At 60.1% G+C, this 22,517-nt stretch carries 20 protein-coding genes; 12 read left to right on the top strand and 8 right to left on the bottom strand.

The window, feature by feature from the left end:
- Positions 1 to 144 precede the first annotated feature (144 nt).
- The 4 genes from ACYVIS_RS06780 to ACYVIS_RS06765 all read left to right on the top strand — a co-directional run bounded on the left by ACYVIS_RS06780 (position 145) and on the right by ACYVIS_RS06765 (position 3,642).
- Positions 145 to 549: a group III truncated hemoglobin gene (locus tag ACYVIS_RS06780; RefSeq protein ID WP_232741017.1), complete on the top strand. Its 405-nt coding sequence runs from the start codon at positions 145 to 147 to the stop codon at positions 547 to 549.
- Positions 542 to 1,804, top strand: a complete 1,263-nt coding sequence (locus ACYVIS_RS06775; RefSeq protein ID WP_232741018.1) for an NnrS family protein — start codon at positions 542 to 544, stop codon at positions 1,802 to 1,804. Before ACYVIS_RS06780 ends, ACYVIS_RS06775 begins: the two co-directional genes overlap by 8 nt.
- A 76-nt stretch (positions 1,805 to 1,880) precedes the next feature.
- Positions 1,881 to 2,366: an RrF2 family transcriptional regulator gene (locus ACYVIS_RS06770; protein WP_232741019.1), complete on the top strand. Its 486-nt coding sequence runs from the start codon at positions 1,881 to 1,883 to the stop codon at positions 2,364 to 2,366.
- A 151-nt stretch (positions 2,367 to 2,517) separates the two neighbouring features.
- Complete coding sequence (locus tag ACYVIS_RS06765; protein WP_232741020.1) at positions 2,518 to 3,642, top strand: zinc-dependent alcohol dehydrogenase family protein; 1,125 nt, start codon at positions 2,518 to 2,520, stop codon at positions 3,640 to 3,642.
- 108 nt (positions 3,643 to 3,750) lie between these two features.
- Here the strand turns inward: ACYVIS_RS06765 and ACYVIS_RS06760 are convergent, their stop codons facing one another.
- The 4 genes from ACYVIS_RS06760 to serA all read right to left on the bottom strand — a co-directional run bounded on the left by ACYVIS_RS06760 (position 3,751) and on the right by serA (position 8,994).
- Positions 3,751 to 4,914, bottom strand: a complete 1,164-nt coding sequence (locus tag ACYVIS_RS06760) for a D-alanyl-D-alanine carboxypeptidase family protein (protein WP_460873570.1) — start codon at positions 4,912 to 4,914, stop codon at positions 3,751 to 3,753.
- Entirely contained in the window at positions 4,911 to 6,734 is a 1,824-nt protein-coding gene (locus ACYVIS_RS06755) for a chloride channel protein (protein WP_460873569.1), read from the bottom strand. The genes ACYVIS_RS06760 and ACYVIS_RS06755 overlap by 4 nt, the downstream gene beginning before the upstream one ends.
- A gap of 580 nt (positions 6,735 to 7,314) precedes the next feature.
- The gene (locus ACYVIS_RS06750; protein WP_232741023.1) at positions 7,315 to 7,749 is read right to left on the bottom strand and encodes a MarR family transcriptional regulator; all 435 of its coding nucleotides are present in this window, start codon (positions 7,747 to 7,749) and stop codon (positions 7,315 to 7,317) included.
- A gap of 45 nt (positions 7,750 to 7,794) precedes the next feature.
- Complete coding sequence (gene serA / locus ACYVIS_RS06745; RefSeq protein ID WP_232741024.1) at positions 7,795 to 8,994, bottom strand: phosphoglycerate dehydrogenase; 1,200 nt, start codon at positions 8,992 to 8,994, stop codon at positions 7,795 to 7,797.
- A 158-nt stretch (positions 8,995 to 9,152) separates the two neighbouring features.
- Here serA and ACYVIS_RS06740 point away from each other — a divergent pair, with 158 nt between their 5' ends.
- Positions 9,153 to 10,379: an FAD-dependent oxidoreductase gene (locus tag ACYVIS_RS06740; protein ID WP_460873568.1), complete on the top strand. Its 1,227-nt coding sequence runs from the start codon at positions 9,153 to 9,155 to the stop codon at positions 10,377 to 10,379.
- A 44-nt stretch (positions 10,380 to 10,423) separates the two neighbouring features.
- Here the strand turns inward: ACYVIS_RS06740 and ACYVIS_RS06735 are convergent, their stop codons facing one another.
- Complete coding sequence (locus tag ACYVIS_RS06735; protein ID WP_232741026.1) at positions 10,424 to 11,425, bottom strand: YhdH/YhfP family quinone oxidoreductase; 1,002 nt, start codon at positions 11,423 to 11,425, stop codon at positions 10,424 to 10,426.
- Between the two features lie 147 nt (positions 11,426 to 11,572).
- Between ACYVIS_RS06735 and ACYVIS_RS06730 the strand changes: the two genes are divergently transcribed.
- The gene (locus ACYVIS_RS06730; protein WP_460873566.1) at positions 11,573 to 12,811 is read left to right on the top strand and encodes an acyl-CoA dehydrogenase family protein; all 1,239 of its coding nucleotides are present in this window, start codon (positions 11,573 to 11,575) and stop codon (positions 12,809 to 12,811) included.
- Positions 12,812 to 12,818: 7 nt separating this feature from the next.
- On the opposite strand, the gene ACYVIS_RS06725 is transcribed toward ACYVIS_RS06730, so the two are convergent.
- Positions 12,819 to 14,063 (bottom strand): CaiB/BaiF CoA transferase family protein, encoded by a 1,245-nt coding sequence (locus tag ACYVIS_RS06725; RefSeq protein ID WP_460873565.1) that lies wholly within the window; start codon positions 14,061 to 14,063, stop codon positions 12,819 to 12,821.
- A 115-nt stretch (positions 14,064 to 14,178) separates the two neighbouring features.
- Here ACYVIS_RS06725 and ACYVIS_RS06720 point away from each other — a divergent pair, with 115 nt between their 5' ends.
- From ACYVIS_RS06720 to ACYVIS_RS06700, 5 genes are all read left to right on the top strand, one after another.
- Positions 14,179 to 15,084, top strand: a complete 906-nt coding sequence (locus tag ACYVIS_RS06720) for an IclR family transcriptional regulator (protein ID WP_460873564.1) — start codon at positions 14,179 to 14,181, stop codon at positions 15,082 to 15,084.
- 10 nt (positions 15,085 to 15,094) lie between these two features.
- Complete coding sequence (locus tag ACYVIS_RS06715; protein WP_460873563.1) at positions 15,095 to 16,282, top strand: acyl-CoA dehydrogenase family protein; 1,188 nt, start codon at positions 15,095 to 15,097, stop codon at positions 16,280 to 16,282.
- A gap of 72 nt (positions 16,283 to 16,354) precedes the next feature.
- Complete coding sequence (locus ACYVIS_RS06710) at positions 16,355 to 17,332, top strand: Bug family tripartite tricarboxylate transporter substrate binding protein (protein ID WP_460873562.1); 978 nt, start codon at positions 16,355 to 16,357, stop codon at positions 17,330 to 17,332.
- Positions 17,333 to 17,334: 2 nt separating this feature from the next.
- Entirely contained in the window at positions 17,335 to 18,417 is a 1,083-nt protein-coding gene (locus tag ACYVIS_RS06705; protein ID WP_232741031.1) for an NAD(P)H-dependent flavin oxidoreductase, read from the top strand.
- Entirely contained in the window at positions 18,410 to 19,441 is a 1,032-nt protein-coding gene (locus ACYVIS_RS06700) for a CaiB/BaiF CoA transferase family protein (protein WP_460873561.1), read from the top strand. Before ACYVIS_RS06705 ends, ACYVIS_RS06700 begins: the two co-directional genes overlap by 8 nt.
- A gap of 42 nt (positions 19,442 to 19,483) precedes the next feature.
- Here the strand turns inward: ACYVIS_RS06700 and ACYVIS_RS06695 are convergent, their stop codons facing one another.
- Positions 19,484 to 20,248: an AraC family transcriptional regulator gene (locus tag ACYVIS_RS06695; RefSeq protein WP_460873560.1), complete on the bottom strand. Its 765-nt coding sequence runs from the start codon at positions 20,246 to 20,248 to the stop codon at positions 19,484 to 19,486.
- Between the two features lie 121 nt (positions 20,249 to 20,369).
- Here ACYVIS_RS06695 and ACYVIS_RS06690 point away from each other — a divergent pair, with 121 nt between their 5' ends.
- Positions 20,370 to 21,587 carry an MFS transporter gene (locus ACYVIS_RS06690; RefSeq protein ID WP_460873559.1) on the top strand — a complete coding sequence of 406 codons (1,218 nt, stop codon included), beginning with the start codon at positions 20,370 to 20,372 and terminating at the stop codon, positions 21,585 to 21,587.
- Positions 21,588 to 21,649: 62 nt separating this feature from the next.
- Here the strand turns inward: ACYVIS_RS06690 and ACYVIS_RS06685 are convergent, their stop codons facing one another.
- Positions 21,650 to 22,492: a PhzF family phenazine biosynthesis protein gene (locus tag ACYVIS_RS06685; protein WP_460873558.1), complete on the bottom strand. Its 843-nt coding sequence runs from the start codon at positions 22,490 to 22,492 to the stop codon at positions 21,650 to 21,652.
- Positions 22,493 to 22,517 lie beyond the last annotated feature (25 nt).

Here is a 22,517-nt window from a genome sequence, read left to right as displayed (position 1 = left end):
AGCCGCCCTGCCCGCGATTGACGCCATCGCGGTTTTTTAATAAGATACATAAAATATATACCTTATGAATTTCAGGCGCGATTTTTCGATGTGCGCCTGCGATCGACTACCGAATTCAACGCCTCTTACTGGAGACCTACCCCCATGGCGAACCGCGACCTCTGCACCGAAGAAGAAATCATTGCGCTGGTTCATGGTTTCTATGGCCGGGTACGCTCCGATGCCAGGCTGGGGCCCATATTCAATGCCCACGTCAAGGATTGGGACACGCACCTGGCCAAAATGGTAAGTTTCTGGTCTTCGCTGCTGCGTGGTACTGCCACCTACCGCGGCACACCCATGCCTACCCACATTGCTTTGCCGGGGCTCGATGCCAGCCTGTTCCAGCAATGGCTGGCGTTGTTTCACCAAACTACCGCGGAATTGCCCAACCGTCCCTTTGCCGAACAAGCCGAAGAGTTCGCCCAGCGCATTGCCCGCAGCCTATGGTACGGATACCAACTCAACAACGAGCCCGATCACGCCCCTTCGGAGATCGTCAATGTCTAATTTCGTGCAAATCGACGAACAGACGCCACAAACGCACGGCAGCCCGCAGCTCAGCGCCTTCCTTGCCATGGGGTTCCGCCCCTTGTACATGGCGGGCTGCGGCTGGGCGCTGGTCTCGATTGCCATCTGGATTTTCGCGCCGTTTCTGATCGGACAACCGCTTTCAGGCGTAGCCTGGCATGCCCACGAAATGCTGTGGGGTTTCATTGCCACCATAGCCGTGGCCTTCCTGCTGACGGCCAGCGCCACCTGGACCGGCTTCAACCCCCTCAAAGGCAAAGCGCTGGGCCTGATCTGCATTTTGTGGATAGCGGCGCGCCTGGGTTACCTGCTTGGAGGCACTGTTGGCTTTCGCATTGCCTGCCTGTGCGAATCCGCCTTTTTCCTGATCAGCGCCCTTGCACTGCTGCGCGTCATGCACAAAGCCAAAAGCAAACGCAATTACGGCATTCCGTGGCTGGTGTTGGGTTTGGGCGTAGCCAACGCCTTGTATCTGCAGGCCGCGCTCCGTGGCGACTATGCCTTGCTTATGCAGCGTTTTAACCTGGGCCTGGTCTGCATGGCGGTGATCGCCCTTTTGATTGCGCGCCGCATCATTCCATTTTTTGCCATGCGCGCCGTTACCGGGCTCAAGCTGCCCATGCTCACACGCAGTGGACAGGCTCAATTGGTCATCGGCCTGCTGGCCATTCTTTTCGGCATAACCGGTTTCATGTCCTCCATGGCCGGGGCGCTGGCTGCGGCGGGCGCCATCAGCCTGTACCAGATAGCAGCCTGGAAGCCACTGGCCGTACGCGGCAACCCCCTGCTATGGATACTTTATGTAGGCTATGCCGCCCTGGGGCTTGGTTTGATCGCGGCCGCGGCTTACATCGGCGGCATTGAATCCGGCCCTCTGGCACGGCCCGCCACCCATGTGCATATCATCGCCATGGGCGGCTTTGCCATATTGATCATAGGTATGGTGACCCGCACGGCGCTGGGTCACCTGGGGCGCCCGCTGGCGCTCGATTCCAGCATGCGTGCCAGCTATGCACTAATGATCGCTGCGGTATTGCTGCGTCTGAGCGCCTTGTGGCCCAGCGCCGCAAGCCTCTGGTTGTTGCAGGCCGCCGCACTTTGCTGGATAGCCGCCCTGGCCCTGTACCTGTGGCGTTTCACGCCCATGCTGATCCGGCCGCGCCCGAATTCGCCCCCCTCTATCGGCAGCCACGAAAAACAGGTCAAAATTTCGCTCAAGCCCAAAACGCCATGATCGACGCCTCGCCCCGTCCGCAACGGTCCTTCATGACAGGCGCAATCGCCTTGCGCCTCCGAGCCGGGGCCAGCCCATGCGCCTGACCACTCTCACCGACTACGCGATGCGCTTGCTCATGTACGTAGGCCAGCATCCGGAACGCCTCTGCACAATCTCGGAAATTGCCCATGCCTACGGCATTTCCGAACCGCATCTCATGAAGATCACCCACCGACTGGGGCAACAGGGCTGGATCGAAACCGTGCGCGGCAAGAACGGCGGCATGCGGCTGGCGCTCGCGCCCAAAGACATCAATCTGGGAGCCGTGCTGCGCGATACTGAAAACGATCTGGAACTGGTCGAATGCTTCGGCTCGGGCAATACATGCTCGCTCAGCGGCCGCTGCCGGCTGACCGCCATCATCGACGGCGCGCTGCAACAGTTCCTGCGGCATCTCGATCATTATTCGCTGGCCGATATCCTTCCCGATGCCGACCAGGAGCCAGTCCATCGGCGATCGGACGAACGCCCCTTGACGCTGGTTCGATCCATCGCACAGGGCCGTTCCTCTCAATCATGAAATAGGCAAGAGTGTGATCTTGCCTATTTGCTCAAGCCCCGAAATTACCTCATGCCCCGGGCCGGGTTGACGCAGGCCATCAGGAACACAACAAAATTGCCACGGCTGTAGAATCAAGGCACAACAAGATACCTTCGGACAATGAAAAATCATGAAAATCAGAGCCGCACTTTTACGTGAAATCGGAACACCCGCCCCCTACGCCGATAGCCGGCCGCTGCAGATAGCTCAGGTGGAGCTGGATCCACCCGCATTCGGTGAAGTATTGATAAAAATCCAGGTGGCTGGCCTATGTCATTCGGATCTCTCGGTCATCAACGGCGATCGTCCGAGGGGGGTTCCCATCGTACTGGGCCATGAATCGTCTGCCGAGGTGGTCGAGGTGGGGCCGGGCGTGTCGGACCTCAAGGCCGGCGACCATGTCGTTATGGTTTTCGTACCGAGCTGCGGATGCTGCCATCCCTGCATGGAAGGCCGTCCGGCCCTGTGCGAGCCCGGCGCCGCGGCCAATTCCAAGGGAACCTTGCTGAGCGGCGAACGCCGCCTGCATATTGGCGGCGAATACCTGAACCACCATATTGGGGTATCGTGCTTTGCCGATTATGCAGTCGTGTCCAGGCGTTCGTGCGTCAAGGTGAACGCCGATATCACGCATCGCGAAGCGGCGCTATTTGGTTGCGCCGTGCTCACTGGGGCCGGGGCCGTGATTAATCGCGGCAAAATCAAGGTTGGCGATACAGCCGCAATCGTCGGCCTGGGCGGCGTGGGCCTAAGCGCTTTGCTGGCGGCCGCCGCGGCCGGCGCACGACGTATCGTTGCCGTAGACCTGAGCGACGAGAAGCTGGCTCTGGCAGGACAGTTGGGCGCCACCCACCTGATCAATCCCAAGAACATAAAGACCGACGCCGACCTTTACGACGCGGCCGGCGGCCAGGTTGATTACGGTTTTGACATGGCCGGGGCCGTCGCGGCATTCGACATGGCCTATAAGCTGACGCGGCGCGGCGGCACTACCATTACGTCCGGCCTTCCCAACCCCAAGCTGCACTTCCCCTTATCCCTGTCGCAGATGGTGGGCGAAGAGCGTGAAATTCGCGGCAGCTATCTGGGCTCGGGTGTGCCGGCAATCGATATCGGCCGCTACATAGACCTGTACAAGGCAGGCCGGCTGCCTGTCGACAAATTGCTGGGGCGAACCTTTACACTGGACCAGGTCAACGAAGGCTTCGACCATCTCGCCTCAGGCTCCAGCCTGCGCGACGCCATTATCTTTTAACCTGGCGTGACACCATTATCTTCAAAGTAGAGGCGGCCCTTGTAGTCGCCCGGCTGGGCCTCAGCCCGAACAGGCAGGCATAAGGCCTGCCCCTGCAAAAAGCGTGTTTCAAACCAGGCCGCGCGCCTGCTCTACCCATAGGGCAAGGGAATCCCAGGCCCGTCCGAAAAAGCCGGACTGCGCAACGCCACTTAACGCTACGAGCGGCAATTCCAGCGGCTTGCCGTCAATGGTCACATGCAGAGTCGCCACTTTGCTATGCGCGGCGATCGGCGCGACCAGCGGCCCATTTGTGCTGATCTTGGGTACGCCGGCAATGCGCGCCGAGCGCGGCAGGGTCAGGTACACATCGTGCTCGAACCCCAGCTTCACGTCATCCTGCCGCCCTTTCCATACTCGCGGCGTGGCCACTACCTGCCCCTTGCCATACAGCTTGACGGTCTCGAAGTTCTGAAAGCCCCAATTCAACAACGTCAGGCTTTCCTGCGTACGGGCTTTGTCGGAGGGAGTGCCCAAAACGACGGACACAAGGCGGCGCTGCACCGAGCCTTCGGGCCGCAGCGCCGAGGCGATCATGCAATAACCCGCCGATTCGGTATGACCGGTTTTCAGGCCATCCACCGTGGGATCCAGCCACAACAGGCGATTGCGGTTGCGCTGGGTAATTTTGTCGTACGTGAATTGCCGGGTCGAATCGTAGCCCTTGTAGAGGACTGGAAAATCCTGAATCAGATGCCTGGATAGCACCGACAAATCGCGGGCACTGGAATACGTACCTGGATTGGGCAAACCGTTCGGATTGGCAAAATGCGTGCCATGCAAGCCCATGGCCTGGGCCGTCTGGTTCATTTGCGCGACGAATGCATTGACACTGCCGGAAGTTGCCTCGGCCAGGGCCACGGCGGCATCGTTGCCCGACTGCACCAACAGGCCATACAGCAACTGGTCGATGGTGACCTGCTTGCCGGGCTCCAGAAACATTTTCGAACTGCCCGGAGCGATGTCCCGGACGCTGCGCGACACGGTCACGACCTGCTGCTTGTCAAGCTTGTGCTCTTTGATGGCCTTGAACACCAGGTACGCCGTCATTATTTTGGTCAGCGAAGCGGGTTCAATGCGCTCGTCGGCATTCTGTTCGGCAATCACCGTGCCGCTTTGCGCGTCGAGCAGCAGCCATGCCTTGGCCGCCAAATTGGGAACCGGAACCGTCTGGGCCGCGGCGCCCGTTGCAAAGCCAAGGACTACACACAGACTTACTATCAGTTTCTTCATGCGATTGCTTTTTTAACCCTTCTTTTCTTGCTGCGGCGGCGCCAGCGGAAATAGGCGGTACGATCGTCTTCCTCGCTCAGGCGCAAAGCCCGCACCTGCATCAAATCCTTGCGTGCGATCAAGCCTATCAACCGTCCGTTGGCACGATCGACAATAGGGATACGCCCAACACCCGACAACGCCATACGATCGGCAACCCTGCCAGTCATTTCATCGGGATAACCCAGCATCAGATCCTGATCCTGCATCACCTCCTGAAGTGTACTATCTTCGAGCTCCTTGTCGAGCGACCAGGCCAGGCTGTCGGCACGCGACACCAGGCCAAGAACGCGCTGATTTTCATCGACGACCGGATAGCTGGTGTGGCGATGCTCGACCGTGGTAAAGAATGCGATTGTTTCGGCCACCGTCGTACTGGCCGGCAACGTTTTCACCGTCTTGGTCATGACGCTGCCCGCGCGCACCAGATCGAACGCATCGACATGATATTCACGCGTAATGTGATGGCCGTGGCGCGCAATTTTTTCAGTCAGGATGGACCGTTTCAGCAGAAGAACCGTCAGTCCGTAGGCGAACAGGCAGGCCGTCAATACAGGCAGCAAGACTTCGAAATTGCCAGTCAGCTCAACGGCGAACAAGGAAGACGTCAGGGGCGCACGCATGGTGCCGCCCATCATGGCGGCCATGCCGAGCAAGGCCCAGAACCCCGGATCGGCATGCGGCAGCCAGGGCGTTAGCAGTGCGCCAATAGCACCGCCGAAAATAAGCAAAGGGGCCAGGACCCCGCCGGACGTGCCCGAACCCAGGGCGACCGACCAGATAATGACCTTGACCACCAACAACAGCGCCACGGTGCGCATCGTCAGGTCATTGGCCAGCAAGTGGGTAATGTTGTCGTAGCCTACCCCCAAAGCCGCCGGCTCGATCAAACCGCCCAGACCGATGATCAACCCCCCCATGGCAGGCCACCACATCCAGTGTATGGGCAGCCTTTCAAAGAAGTCTTCGCAGGCGTACACAATGGCTGTCAGCAGCCCTGAACCCAAACCCGCTATGATACCCATCAAGGCCCAGGCCAGGACATGGTGCACGGAAACCGTAACCCCTCCGGCATACGGGAAAATGGGGGCGGTACCCATGACCAGCGGACGTATGGCAGCCGCCACGATCGAGGCGACGGCCACGGGCAGGAAACTGCGCGGCTTCCATTCGAACAGCAAAAGCTCTACCGCGAGAAGAATCGCCGCAATCGGCGTGCCGAATATGGCGGTCATCCCTGCCGCGGCACCAGCCACCAGCAAGGTTTTCCGCTCGCTGGATGTCATGTGTATAAGCTGAGCCAATAAAGAGCCGATCGCCCCGCCCGTCATGATGATCGGGCCTTCGGCGCCAAACGGCCCGCCCGACCCAATGGAAATGGCCGACGACAAAGGCTTGAGCACGGCCACTTTGGGAGAGATGCGGCTCTTGCCTATGAGAATGGCCTCCATGGCTTCCGGAATACCGTGGCCGCGAATCTTTTCGGAGCCATAGCGGGCCATGAGACCTATGATCAGGCAGCCTATTACAGGCACGAATACGACATACCAGCCAAAAGGGGTGCCTGAAATAGGCAGGTGTTCGAAAGAAAAGCGGCCGTAATAGGCGATATCGGTGCACAGCGCAATCAGCTTGATGAGCACCCATGCGGAGGCCATACCGAATATGCCCACCAGCACCGCCATCCCCATCAACAGTAAAACGCGTTTATCGGTAGTGAAGTCACCCAGTTCTGGCGGCGTCGCGGCGGCACCCTGAGGCAAAGCTTTAGGGGAAGACATTAAAAAAGGCCCTGCGGATAAGCAATGAAGAAAGGAATAAGGACTCGCATACGCCGCATCGGTAAACGGGTCTAGTAGTGCGGGAAGCCGACTGATTTATATCGTATCACGATATAAATCAGTATTTCAAACCTTCAAAGCGATTTTCTTCTGGAAAACCCTTAACTGTCGCGTTCGTGCGACGGTGCTTCTTCGCGTTCAGGATAAAGACGCCGCAGGGTGGGCGGTGCAGCGAGGTATACGTTGGGCCGGCAAGCTCATTCCAGTCATGCCATTACGTGAGCCGTCTATCGGGGCTTGGGGTCAGGACCGGCGTAAGGCGTGCGCCGGATGCTACCGTAGGGAAGGCGGGGGCTTTCGGCGGGCCATGTTTGAGCGCAGCCGCGCCAGCGGCGTAGCGAGTTTGGCCCGACGCCCGCCTGGACGAGGTAGATCCGGATCCAGCACGCCGTGCCGGCCCTGACCCCAAGCCCCGATAGACGGCGTCTTCAAATACCAAAGCTACCAACCCACCGAATCCCGTAAACAATCGAGTGTCGTAACCACTCGAGTGCCATAAACAACGCAACCCAAAAATGCCTTAATTATCGAAATGCTTCAGCAGTCCCGCCAACAGCGGCCGTATGGCACGCAATTCTTCCAGATGGGCAGCCGACAAATCGGCCAGCTTATGTTCAGCCAGCGGGGTCAGGGACACCCGTACACGGCGCCGGTCGGATAAATCGCGCAACCGCTCGACCAACCCCATGCGTACCAAGCGGCCCACCAGTTCGACCGCGCTGTGGTGACGTATCATCAGGCGTTCGGCAATGTCACCCACGCTGGGGGCTTCGGGCATCGCCTTGATGGCCAGCAAGGCCTGATGCTGTTGCGGCGCCAGCCCTTCCGATACCGCTGCAGTTTCACTGAAAACAATGAAACGCCGCAGAGCATATCTGAAGGTAGCCAACGTCTTGTAGTCATCGCTGTTGAGTTGACGCACGGCATCAAGGGCGCGGATATTGGAAGTAGTCACTCGACGATTCTAAACCATCAACCCTTGATTCCGGTGCAATGTCATTTACACCAGATTGCAGCGCACGGTAATCGGATGCGTGCGCAAAGCGGAAATCACGACATCGTCGACGGTGCCCTCGACGTCGGAAATCACATAGCCGATCTGGCCGCGCGTCTGTAATTGCTGGCTCACAATATTCAGGCCATGCTCCGCCATCATATTGCTCAAAGTGCCCAACGCACCGGGTAGATTACGGTGAACATGCAGAATGCGCGCCGACCCGGCAGCTTCCTGGTAGGGAATCTCGGGAAAATTGACCGCGCCTTTCGATGTCCCACTCTGCAAAAAGCGCACCAGCTTCTCGGCAACCTCGCGGCCTATGTTTTCCTGCGACTCCTGAGTGCTGCCGCCGATATGCGGCGTCAGAATCACATTATTCATCCCGATCAGCGGGCTGGCCAGGGGCTCGTCGACGCTTTTTGGTTCGGCAGGAAAAACATCCAGCGCGGCTCCAGAAAGGTGCCCGCTGGCCAAGGCGGCATGCAAGGCGTCAATGTCCACAACCGTGCCGCGTGACGCATTGATCAATATGGCTCCCGCCTTCATGGCCGCCAAAGCCGCCGCGTCGATAATATCTTTGGTGCCGCGCCCGCCCGGCACATGCAAAGTCACGACATCGGACTGGGCCAGCAAGGCTTCCAGCGTGGTGCAGGCGCGCGCATTGCCCAAAGGCAGTTTGGCTTCGATATCGTGAAACACCACGCGCATGCCGGCCGTTTCAGCCAGGGTACCCACCTGCGACCCGATATTGCCGTAACCGACGATCCCCAGGGTTTTACCGCGCGCCTCAAACGCACCGGCCGCCGACTTATCCCAGTGCCCCTGGTGTACCCGGGCATTTTTTTCGGGAATGCGGCGCAACAGCAAAATAGCCTCGGCCAACACCAGTTCGGCTACCGAACGTGTATTCGAAAATGGCGCATTGAAAACCGGCATGCCATGCAGCATAGCTGTTTCGAGATCGACCTGATTGGTGCCTATGCAAAAACAGCCCACGGCACGCAAATCGGGCAAATCCGACAGCAGGGCTGCGTCAAGATGCGTGCGGGAACGAATCCCTACCACTTGTGCGCCCGCCAGGGCTTGACGCAAATGGTCGGGCGGTAGGGCCGAGGCATGCGCCGTGATATCGCTCAAGCCGGCAGCGGCAAAAACCTCTCTGGCACTAGGGTGAATATTTTCAAACAGGACGATGCGGGTCATAGACATTCCAGGCAAACAACAAATAACTATTGTGCCGCATCATTTACGTAGAAACCCTTACACCCCTGTTACGTGTAAGGGTTAAATCGGTCTCGTCCATGCCTTTTATATTGACCCGGCATATACGGCATAGCACACTGGCTTTTATGGATGATCCAGTGCAAACCAGTAGTAATACTCGCTGCTGCATAGTCGGAGGCGGCCCGGCCGGCATGATGCTGGGGCTGCTGCTGGCGCGTGCGGGGGTTGCCGTCACAGTCCTTGAAAAACACGGCGACTTCCTGCGCGATTTTCGCGGCGATACCGTGCATCCGTCCACTCTTGATATCCTTTCCGAACTCGGTCTGAAAAAGCGTTTCGATGCATTGCCGCAACACCGTGTCACCGGAATCGAAGGTTTATTTGCCGACGGCATCCACGCACTAGGCGATTTCCGTGGTCTGAAGCCATTCCCTTATATGGCCCTGGTGCCTCAATGGGACCTGCTGACACTGCTTGCCGACGAGGCCGAACGATATCCCAACTTCACCCTGCGCATGCGCTGCGAGGCCACCGAGCTCATACGCCGGGAAGGCACGGGCCGTGTGGCGGGAGTTATCGCCCATACTCCCGAAGGTCCGCTGCATATCGGCGCCGATCTGGTCATAGGCTGCGACGGCCGTCATTCACGCCTGCGAAATGCGGCGGGGCTGCGGCCCCGCGATCTGGGATCTCCCATGGACGTGCTTTGGTTTCGCCTGCCGCGACACGCCACGGACCCCGACGGCACCTATGGCGTCCCGGGACGCGGCACCCTCCTGGTCCTGCTCAATCGCACTGACTACTGGCAAATTGCCTGCGTCATCCCCAAGGGTGGCGCCGCACAGCTGCGTGAACGGCCCATGGCCGAATTCCAGGCACGCATTGCGCGGCGTGTCGATTTCCTGGGCAATCGGGTCAATTCCATTGCGTCATGGGACGATATCAAGCTGCTGGAAGTCCGTGTCGATCGGCTGCCTCAGTGGCATTGCCCGGGCCTGCTGCTGATCGGCGATGCGGCGCACGCGATGTCGCCGATAGGCGGGGTCGGCATCAATCTGGCCATACAAGATGCCGTGGCTGCCGCAAACCTCCTTGCGCCGGTGCTTCTCGCACCCGGCCTGCCCGATGAAGCGACACTGGCCGCCGTACAGCAGCGCCGCCTCCTGCCCACCAAAATCATCCAGGCGATCCAGATTTTTCTGCAACGCAGAATCATTGCCCGCGTGCTGGCCGCCCACGACGACGGCAAACTGGTGGCACTGCCCGGCGCGGCGCGGTTTCTACTGCGATTCCGATTGATCCGTTCGATTCCCGCGCGCGTATTCGGCGTGGGTTTCCGCCGCGAACATATTGATTCGCCCTAAGCCGTCATTGCTTACCCGACATCGGCAAATGTCCGCTGTCAAAATCAGGCCAGCGCCAGCAATGTCCTTCCCGATGTGCCGCCCTGCACCTGGCGCTCACAATGCTCAAGAAGGCCATCCAGCGACACCTCGCGCACATGAGCGCGCAACACGGAAAAATCGGGCTTCCAGTCGGATGCCAGCCTGGCCCACAAACGTTTTCGCACATCGCGAGGAGCATTCGCCTGTATGCCCAGCATGGTCACATTGCGCAATATGAAAGGCAGCACATTGCCGGAAAAAGCGTTGTCCGCCGCATTTCCCACCGAGGCCAGCACACCATCGTTCTGCAAAGAACGCAACATCCAGGACAGCGTCGAACCGCCCACATTATCGATGGCGGCTGCAAAGCGAGGCTCCTCCACAGGCCGCCGGGCGTCGTCAAACGACGCCTCAATAACCTCGTCGGCGCCAAGCGCCCGCAATGCCTGGGAGTTGCCCAGGTTGCGCGTCAGCGCCGCCACCCGATAACCCGCACGCTTGAGGATGCCAATGGCCATGATTCCCACGGCGCCTGTGCTTCCGCTGACCGCCACCAGGCCTGATTCGGGCGACACGCCCATGCGCTCAAAGCGCTCCAGCGCCAGCGCGCACGTAAAAGCAGGCACGCCCAATATGGCAATTTCATGCGCGCTCAAGCCCACCGGCAGCAACATGGCATGCGCGGCGGGCACCCGGACGATTTCTGAAAACCCGCCGTCGTACTCAATACCCGTCTGGAATCCATGCACCAGCACGGTCGAACCCGGCCCTATTCCCGGCGCATCTCCTTCCAGCACCTCTCCCACCAGCTCGATGCCGGCAATGCGCGGCGAACCGGTCAAAATGCGCGCCTTGCCGGTTACGGCCAGACTGTCCTTGTAGTTGATCCCACTCCAGCGCGCGCGCACAATCAATTCGCCCGGGGTCAGGTCGTTCACCCCCAAGGCTTCGACACGGCTTTCGACGCCGCGATCGCGGCGATATGTACGCAGGCCGCGAAAACGTGGAGCAAGAGGGGACGGCATGGCATGTTTCTCGGGAGTGGAAGAGGCTCAAGCTGACCATGAAAGCCGGCTCCTGTCCAGACGGCGTGCCGCAGTGCGAAACATCGATTTACCTGGCACGGCAATCTGCGCATCATTAGGCCTTTCGTTCCATCCAGGACCACCTTCATGAGCAGACTCTTTCAGGACCACTACAACGATGCCCTGTCGCAGGACGAACAGCAATGGCTGCATCGTGTGCGTGAACTCTGCGTCGACACCATCGGTCCCGGCGCGGCCGAAACGGCCCGCAACGACACCTTTGCCTGGAACACATTTCGACTGCTGGCCGATGCGGGCATCCTGGCCACCGCATTCCCCCGGCAATATGGCGGCAGCGATGCGCGGCAACAACTCAGGATCAGGCTGATCGAAGAACTGGGCCGGGTTTGCAGTGCCGCGGCATCGATGGTGACCGGCGCGGACCTCTCCGCGCGGGCCATCGTCGCCGGCGCCTCCGGCGAGGTCAAGCAGGAACTCATCCCCTCGCTGTGCACCGGCCGGATTCAGGCGGCCTTCGCCCTGACGGAACCTGGCGCCGGCTCCGATGTACGCGGCCTGCAAAGCGTGGCCGTCGCCACCGACAGCGGCTATGTGGTCAGCGGACGCAAAAAATTCATTACACGCGCCAGCACCTCGGACTGGCTGGTCGTGGTGGCACGTTGCCGCCGCACTGCAACGTCCGGGCAAAAGGACGAGGAACCCCTGGTGGCCCTGCTGATTCCGTGCAACGCCCCCGGCGTGCGCATCGGTCCCGAAACGGGCAAGCTGGGCTGGTACGGCGTACCCATCAGCGAAATCGAACTGGACCAGGTAAGTGTTGCCGAACGCTGGCGCCTGGGCGCCGAAGGCGAAGGTTTTTCCCTGGCACAGGATGCCTTGGTCCGGGCTCGACTAGGCCACGCTTCGATGGCGCTAGGCCGCGCCATCGGCGCCGTCGAAATTGCCGCGACGTACTGCAATGATCGCGAGGTTTTTGGCAAACGGCTCGGCAGCCATCAAGGCGTACAGTGGATGCTGGCCGACATGGTCACACAGATAGAAGCCTCGCGCGCGCTCCTCGCCAATGCCGCGGCCGCTTACGACCGGGGCGATCCACAGTCGCACATCCAGGCATCCATGGCCAAATTGCACGCAACAGACCTGGGCATGCGGGTCGTGACCGACGCGCTGCAACTGACAGGTGGGCGCGGCTACCTGCAGGATTTTCCCTTGGAGCGCTTTTTCCGCGACGCCAAGCTGAATCAAATTGGCGAGGGTTCAAGCGAAGTGCATAAAACCGTCATCGGACGAGACGTCGTACGCCGCGCCCGGGAGTCAGATCGTCATCCCTGCCTGGATGCAAACAGGCTAGCCACAGACTGGTAAATCGCCATCAGATCACACCTTCTCTGCGCAGGTCCTCCAGCTCCGCCGAATCAAGACCGAACTCGCCATAGACCTCGGCGTTATGTTCGCCCACTCCGGGACCGGACCTCGGGGCCGGCGCAGGACGGCCCTTCACACGCGGCACCACGCACGGCGCCGGAATCGATCCCAGATCGGGATCGTCCAGCCGAATAACCGCTTCGCGCGCAATGAACTGCGGATCTTGAAGAATATCGACGATGTTGTAGGTCTTGCTATAAGGCACGCCAACCGCATCCAGCGCCGTCACAATGACCGCGTAGGGCTGGGCGCCGAACCAGCCCGACAATAAATCATCCAGTTCGGAGCAGTGGGCCACCCTCTCGATATTGGTGCGAAAGCGCTCATCCTCGGCCAGTCCGGACTGGCCTATCGCCGCACACAATCGCTGGAAGATCACGTCGGACGACGCCACCAGTGAGAAATGCACCCCATCGACGCTGCGATACATATTCGATGGCGCGGTATAGCTGGCCAGGTTCCCATTGCGGGAGCGCACCAGCCCTTGCTGTTCGTACTCCACCGCCAGAGGATCCATCATCCTGAACAAGGCCTCGGTTGCCGACAAATCAATTTCCGCCCCGGCCGATTCAGGGTCGGCGCGCAAGCGCGCGACTTCGGCGGCGATCGAGAAAGCGCCGAACAGTCCCGCTACGACATCGCCCACCGGAAAATTCATGTGCATGGGCGCACCGCCCGCCTCCCCTGCCAGATTCGTAAAGCCGCTCATCGCTTCGAAGATGCGGGCAAATCCCGGCCGGCTGCGATAAGGTCCGCTCTGGCCAAATCCGGTGAGCCGCAAGACGATCAGCCGTGGATTGGCCGCCAACAGGGTCGCGAAATCCAGCCCCCAGCGCTCCAGGGTGCCCGACCGAAAATTCTCGACAAGCACATCGAATCCGCTCAACATCTTCAACAACAGCATTTTGCCGCGAGGTTTACGCACATCGAGGGTAATGCCGCGCTTGCCTCGATTGGATACCTTCCAGTAGAGCGGTATTCCATTTTTTACAGGCGCCAGCTTGCGCATGGGATCGCTGCCATCGGGCAATTCCAGCTTCACCACGTCGGCGCCCAGGTCGGCGCACAAAGTCGCAGCGAATGGCGCCGCCAGCACCGTGGCCATATCGAGGATACGGACACCGCTCAAAGCACCGCTCATTTTGCCAACAGGTTTGTCATTCAATTGCTTCTCCGTATAAAACCACGCCATCGACGGCATGACTTGACAGGGTTATGCCACGGAACAAACATCAAGCTCAATCACCATTTTGCACAGCGAAACAAGTGCCGCAATAGATTGATTCGACGCGAAGGCCAGCCATATCATGACTTCATCAAAAACCAATTCACCCAGGCACGTGCAGACATCCACCGCCGATATCGACCGCAGCAAGCCACACACCGCCGACGCCGAACAGGCTCAAACGCCTATTGCCGGCTTGGTGGATGCAAGCGACTTGCTCGCCGATCGCCAGTTCGCCATCAACCTCGCCCGGGGGCTGGATGTGCTGCGGGCTTTCACGCCCAACGAGCCCATGCTGGGCAACAGGGAAATCTCCGACCGCACCAAGCTGCCCAAGGCGACCGTCTCCCGCCTCACGTATACGCTGACCATGCTGGGCTATCTGAGCCACACCGAGAAATTCCACAAATACCGCCTCGGCTCCGGGGTGTTGTCGCTGGGATACCCCCTGCTGGCCAGCATGCGTATCCGCCAGGTCGCCCGGCCGTTCATGGAACAGATAGCGCGCGAAACCGGCTGCACCGTCAATTTGGGCATGCGGGACCGGTTGAATGTGGTGTATGTGGACACTTGCCGCGTCGATCAGGGCAATATCTATCAGCCCGATATCGGCAGCACGCGACCGCTGCTTTCCACCTCGATCGGACGCGCGCTGATTCTGGGGGCTCCGCCCCCCGAGCGCATCGCTATCCTGAACCGTCTGAAGGTCGATGATCCGGAGCGCTTCGCAGGCGAAAAAGCGTATCTGGATGCCGACGAAAAAACATTCCGCACCCTAGGCTACTGCCACAGTCACGGCGACTGGCGCAAGGAAATACATGCGATTTCCGTGCCCCTGCGCCGCGCCAATCACGACGACGAAGGCATAGCCATCAACTGCACCATGTCGGTATATCGCCTGCAAGACGGCATGCTGGAGCGCGAAGTCGCGCCACGCTTGCTGGAAGCCGCATTGCGCATCGAACAACAATCCTGTGGCTTGTATTAAAGGAACACACATGATGAATCCCGCGCCCATCAACGAACTGCTGACCGCGCTATATCGGTTCATTGTGGACGAATGCATTCCGATCGAAGAAACCGTCGACCGCCATGACGAAATTCCGGAAGCCATCGTGCAGCGCATGCGCGAGCTGGGCCTGTTCGGCCACAGCATCCCGAAAGCCTACGGCGGCGGCGGCCTGAACACCGAAGAACTGGCACGGGTAAACATGGTCGTATCCCAGGCTGCGCCCGCATTTCGGGCCCGCTTTGGCGGCAACACAGGCATCGCTTCCGAATCGCTGGTGGTCGATGGCACTCCCGAGCAAAAAACACGCTATTTGCCCAGCCTTGCCGATGGCTCGGTCACCGGATGCTTTGCCCTGACAGAACCCGGGGCCGGCTCGGACGCCACGGCCCTGGCTACCACCGCCAAACTCGACGGCGACCACTACATAGTGAATGGCACAAAGTGCTATATCACCAATGCGCCACTGGCAAACCTGTTTACCGTATTTGCCCGCACCGACCCCGACGCTCCCGGAGCAAAAGGCATTTCGGCATTCCTGATCGAACGCGGGACTCCCGGGCTGCGCACCGGGCCAGCCTATCGAAAAATGGGCCAGCATGGTTCGCCGGTGGGAGAGGTATTCCTGGAAAACTGCAGGGTTCATGCCTCCGCCATTGTCGGCGGAGTTCCCGGCCAGGGGTTCCGCACCGCAATGAAGGCATTGAACAAGCAACGCATCAATCTGGCGGGCCTTTGCGTGGGGCCCGCGATCCGACTCATCGACGAAATGAAAAAACGGGCCCGTGATCGACAACAGTTCGGCCAACCCATCGCCAACTTCCAATTGGTACAGCAGTTCATTGCCGAAAGCTGCACCGAAGTGCATGCCGCCCGCGCACTTGTTTTACAAACCGCCCGCCAGCGCGACCAGGAGCAGGACGTAACCATGGAGGCATCCATGTGCAAGCTGTTCGCCTCGGAAATGTGCGGGCGCGTGGCCGATCGGGCCGTACAGATATTCGGAGGCGGCGGATATATCGCCGACAACATCGCCGAGCGCATGTATCGCGACGTGCGCCTGTTCCGTCTATATGAAGGCACCAGCCAGATTCATCAATTGAATATCGCACGTTTGATGATGGCGCGCGACTTTGACCATCCCGAATTCAATATGCAGCATCAAACCCTAGCCTGAACCCAAGCTCTTTCCCTACACACAAGCAGACGGCGCACAGATCGCAATCCGAAAAAAACAGGAGACTACACCATGAAATTTACCCGATCACTGATGATGGGGGCGCTTGCCTTTGCCCTGCCCTTCGCCCACAGCGCGAGCGCCGCCGGAAAATATCCGGATCACGCCATACACATGATTGTGCCCTTCAGTGCGGGAGGGATCGTCGACTCGCTGGCACGCATCGTCGCCGAGCCCCTGTCCAAACGGCTGGGCCAAGCCGTGATTGTCGAAAACAAGGCGGGTGCCGGAGGCGCGATCGGCACCGAGTACGTCGCCAGATCGGCGCCCGACGGCTATACCTTGCTGGTCGTCAGCCCAGGGCATGCCGTTCAACCGCTGTTGAACAAATCCGCCCGATGGAATCCCACGCGCGACTTCCGCGGCATTGCGGAAGCCGGCATCGTGCCCAATATTATTGTCGTCCCCTCCGCCAGCCCCATCAAGACGCTGCCCGAGCTGATTGCCGCAGCCAAGGCAAAACCCGGCGAGATTACGTACGGCACGGCCGGCATAGGCACTTCAAACCACCTGTCGGGCGAATTGCTGGCCCAAATGGCGGGAGTAAAGCTGGTTCAGGTACCTTACAAAGGGCAACCGGAGGCCTTGAACGACCTGCTTACAGGCCGGCTCTCGATGATGCCTCTAACCACGGCCCTGGCCGTTCCGCACATTCGCGACGGCAAGCTGCGCGCGCTCGCGGTGACAACGCGCGCCAAATCATCGACTCTTCCGAAGCTGCCCACCGTAGCAACCGCCGCCAACCTGCCTGATTACGACGTAGGCACCTGGTTCGGATTCGTCGCTCCCGCGAAAATCCCCGATGCCGTGCAACAGCAGCTATCCAAGGACATCGTTGCCATTCTCAAGACACCGGAAGTCGTCAAGCGTCTGCAGGGATTGGGGATGGAAATGGACCCGCAGGACGGGCAGCATTTCGACCAATACGTGGCGGCCGAATACAAAAAATGGTCCGACGTCCTCAACAAAGCCGGCCTGGCCGTCCACTGACCATGGCCCTACCGACAAACGCCCTATGCCGGCGCCTGGGCATCCGCTACCCGATCTTCGGTTTTTCCCACTCGCCCGAAGTCATCCTTGAAATTGCCCGGGCGGGCGGATTCGGTGTGCTCGGGCTGGCGCGCGAAGTGCCCGACGAAGTACCGGGAATCATCGCACGGCTGGAGGAGCGGCTTCAGGGCTTGCCATATGGAGTGGATCTGATGCTTCCGCAGAATGTCCCGGCCACAGGCGACATCGAGACCTTGCGCAATGCCATACCGCCGGCTCATAAAGAATTCGTATCGGCGCTCACCGGCCGGTTCGGGCTGCCGGCCGCCAGCAAGCCCGGATTCTTCACCCAGCAAGTACGCAGCGAAACACTTTTCAAGCACCAGATAGAACAGGTTCTGAATTGCAAGGCCACCGCCGTGGCCACCGCCATAGGCATTCGTGCCGACCTGATCGCCCGCGCCAAGGCGGCCGGTAAATTCACTATTTCGCTGGTCGGATCGGCGCGGCACGCGCGCAAGGCTCTCGACCTGGGTGTCGACGCCCTGGTGGCTCAGGGATACGACGCGGGCGGCCATACCGGACTGGTGGGCACTTTCTCGTTGATACCGCAAATAGTACAGATCGCCGGCGACCGGCCCGTGCTGGCGGCCGGCGGAATCGCCACAGGCGGCCAGGTCGTGGCATCCCTGGCCATGGGTGCGCAGGGCGCCTGGCTGGGAACGCTATGGATGGCTGCAAGCGAAAACCATACGCCGCCCGCGCTGCTGCGCAGGCTTATTGCCGGAAACAGCGAAGACACCGTCATCACGCGCGCCCACAGCGGCAAGCCGTGCCGGGTGATACGCAGCGATTGGATCGACGCCTGGAACGCCAAGGACGCCCCCGAACCGCTGCCCATGCCAATGCAGCAGGCACTCACAGGCGATGCATTCACGGCCATGCACGAGCTCGACAACGACTCACTCATCTACGAAGCGGCCGGGCAAAGCGTATTCGGCATCACAGAACCCACCACCGTGGCACGGCAAATGCGGCAACTGATTGCCGAGGCCGAAACATCCCTGCAGGCCTTGCATGCTTGAAAAACCTCTGGATGGATATCGGGTTGTCGAGTTTGCCACGGTGGGAGGCATTCCGTTTTGCGGACTCATTCTTGCGCAACTTGGCGCCGAAGTACGGCAGATTCGCAACCCCCGAATGCCCGAGCTCGGCATACCGGTACCGCCCGAAGCCGACATGGGACGCTGGCGGCGCCACATCGTCGAGCTGGACCTGAAAACATCCGAAGGCTGCGAAGCAGCGGTTCGCCTGATCGATGACGCCGACGTGCTGATCGAAGGATTCAGGCCGGGCGTAATGGAAAAGCTGAATCTGGGTCCCGCCGCATGCCTGGCAAGGCGACCGGGCCTGATCTACGGACGAATGACAGGCTGGGGGCAGCAAGGCCCCTGGGCGGATCGGGCCGGACACGACATCAACTTCATCGCGATGAGCGGCGCCCTGCATGCCATGGGCTCTTCCGAAGGACCGCCCATGGTCCCGCTGAACCTGGTAGGCGACCTGGCCGGCGGCGCCCTGTATCTGGCGCTGGCCATCAATGCCGCCCTGCTGCAACGCGAGCGCTCCGGCCTGGGCGGCGTCATCGACGCGGCCATGATGGACGGGGCCACCCATCTGCTCAGCGGTATCTACGGACGATTGGGCGTCGGCATCTGGCAGGATCGGCCTGCCGCCAATGTCATCGACGGCGGCGTGCCATGGTACCGCTGCTATCGATGCGCGGACGGCGGCTGGATGGCCGCGGGGGCCATTGAAGCCAGGTTCTACCGCATTTTTGTCGAAGCCCTGGGGCTGTCGCCGGACACCCTGCCCGACCGTGATCAGCGGGCGCATTGGCCAGCGCTTGAGAAAATCTTCACGGAGCGGTTTGCGTCCAGGCCTCGATCCCACTGGGAGTCCGTGTTCGAACCTCTGGATGCCTGTGTAACGCCGGTACTTTCATTATCCGAGGCCAGCCGGCACCCGCAGCAAGCCGCGCGCAACCGGTTCGAAAACCTGCAAGACGGCACACCGGTTCCACGCTGGACCTGGCTGGCCGGCCAATAGATCAGGCCTTGACGGCGGACGGCCGCCAGGGTCGTCCCTGCTTCAGATTTTCTTCACATACTGGCTTGGCGGAAACCCCATGGATTTCTTGAACATGGTGGAAAACGACGATGGGCTTTCATAGCCCATGTCCAGAGCAATAGTCGTTATGCTCTGCCCCAGCGACAGGCGCGACAGCGCCGCAAAAACACAAGCCTGCTGCCGCCAGCTGCTGAAGGTCATGCCTGTATTGAGCAGAAAACGGCGATAAAACGTGCGTTCGCTGATATGCAGTTGCCGCGCCCATTCCTGCGGCGTGGCGGACTGGCTCGGCGCCTTGTAGAACGCCTGGCATAGCCTGGCCAACTGCGGATCCTTGGGCATGGGCAAATGCAAAGGCACCACAAGTTGAAGGCAAGCCTCCAGCAACAGCATTTTCATCAACAGCTCGTCGCGCGAATCCGGCTCGTAAAGCAGCGGCACATTGATGGATTCCCGGATCAATTCCCTTAAAAACGCGGGCACCTCTATAACCTGGCATTTCCGGGGCGGATCGCCCAAGGCCGAGATCCTGAAATACAGGCTGTGCGTGACGACATTGTTCATGGTCAATTGGTGCGGCACACCCGCGGGAATCCAGACGGCAAAACCCGGCGGCACGATCCAGGTGCCGAATTTCGTGTCGAGCTGCATGGTGCCGGTGGCGCCATAAAGCAACTGTATGCGCCGATGCGAATGCGCGTCGACGATCTGTCCGCCGGGGTACCAGGACTCCATGGCGATGACATCGCGGTCTGCGTCCTCTACCAGGTCGATGGGTCTGGGCATTGCGTATGGCCGAAATTCAATGAAGTTTGTCTTATATTATAAAGACAGTCATGGCCAGCATGCTTATATTCCATAAATCGGCATTCAATATCCACTGTTTTCAAAAGCGGAACACCAGAGCATGAACCCAGCAGCGGCCCCAACCATCAATACAGCCAAGACAGACAGAGTTGCGTATGGCGTACTGAGTGCGATCAGCGTCTCGCACCTGCTCAACGACATGATGCAGTCGGTGCTGCTGGCGATCTATCCGGTCCTCAAGGGAAACTTCAACCTGAGTTTTGCCCAGATCGGCGTCATTACCCTGGCCTTTCAATTTTCATCGTCCCTGCTGCAACCCATTATCGGCCTGTTCACCGACAAGCGGCCCCAGCCTTTCTCATTGCCCACGGCAATGGGCTTTACGTTCATGGGCCTGCTCCTGCTGTCGCAGGCCTGGGACTTCCCCAGCGTGGTTGCGGCCGCCGCACTGATAGGCATGGGCTCATCCGTCTTCCATCCCGAATCCTCCCGCGTAGCGCGCATGGCCTCGGCGGGCCAGCACGGCTTGGCACAGTCCATCTTCCAGGTCGGCGGAAACCTGGGCTCGTCCCTGGGCCCCTTGCTGGCTGCGCTGATCATCGTGCCTTTCGGTCAGCGCAGCGTGGCCTGGTTCTCACTGGCCGCGCTGCTGGCCATGCTCATCCTGTACCAAGTCAGCCGCTGGTATAAATTCCACCTGACCAGTGTCCGCGGACGCGCAAGCCTGAGCAAAACCGACACAGGCCTGACACGCAAGCAGGTGATACGCGCGCTGGTGGTGCTGCTGGTACTGGTCTTTTCCAAGTACTTCTACCTTGCGGGCCTGAACAGTTATTTCACCTTCTATCTGATGCACCGCTTCGGGGTATCCATTCAGTACGCCCAGTATTGCCTGTTCGTCTTTTTGTTTGCCGTGGCGCTGGGCACGATCGTGGGCGGCCCGGTGGGCGACCACATAGGCCGCAAGCGCGTGATCTGGGGCTCCATTTTGGGCGCCGCACCCTTTGCATTGATGCTGCCCTACGCCAGCCTGTTCTGGACACTCGTACTGGTTTTTGTTATTGGCCTTGTGATTGCGTCGGCCTTCTCCGCCATTCTGGTCTACGCCCAGGAACTGGTGCCGGGCAAGACAGGCACGATTTCAGGCCTGTTTTTCGGCCTGGCATTCGGAATGGCCGGCATAGGCGCCGCGGCATTGGGCAACCTGGCCGACGCCACCAGCATCGAGTACGTCTATCACGTATGCTCGTTCTTGCCCCTGCTGGGTGTTACGGCGTTTTTATTGCCCAATATGAAGCATCGCACCGCCAAGGCCTGATAGCTCAAGGCCGGCGGCAAGGGCTGGGCTTTCCGCCCGGACCGAGCCGCCTGTCACGCCGATCAAAGGTTGACCGTACCTTCAATACAGACGGTCGTTGCACCGCCTATCCAGATGTCGGATCCGGCCTGCTGCACATGCACCCTGCCCATCCTGCCCAGCGCGGTGCCCTGCGCCGCCACGTAAGAACGGGGAGCATGCCCGCTGCCGATCAGCCATTGGGCAAGCCCGGCGTTCAGGCTTCCTGTAACGGGGTCTTCCGGCACACCCAGGCCGGGCACAAACGCGCGAACCTCGAACTGCGCCTCCTCGCCATCGTATTGCCGATCCCAGGGCGCCACCACACCCAGCTTGACGTTCCTGAGAATCGAGAAATCGGGCCGCAATGCCAGTACCTGGGCGCGCGATGCCAGCATCACGGCTACCCATCCCGGGCCATTATCGACCCATTGGGATGCCCGGATTTCATCGCGCGCAATATCCAGGCCCGAGGCGATCTGTGCAAGCAGATCCGGCTTGACCGCTCCGGTACGGCGCAGCGGCGGTGCCGCAAAAGCCAGGCGGCTGTCATCGCGCCGCAAACGAATGAGACCGGCCTGGCACTCCTGCACCACTTCCTCGCCTCGCGGCTGGCCACCCGCCGCCAGCCAGACATGGCAGCTTCCCAGCGTGGGATGCCCGGCAAAGGGCAACTCGCCACCCGGCGTGAAAATGCGGACGCGGTAGTCGGCGTCCGGCGATGTGGGCTTGAGCAGAAAAGTGGTTTCACTCAGGTTTGTCCAATTGGCGAAAGCCGCCATTTTTTCGTCGCTTAATTCGTCCGCGCCTATGACCACGGCAAGCGGATTGCCCTTGAGAGGCGTCGTCGCAAACACATCTACCTGCTTGAAAGCCAATATTGGCATCTGTTAACTCCTGAAAAACCCCTCT

Source organism: Paralcaligenes ginsengisoli, assembly GCF_054781135.1.
This window is presented reverse-complemented; position numbering and strand designations above follow the sequence as displayed.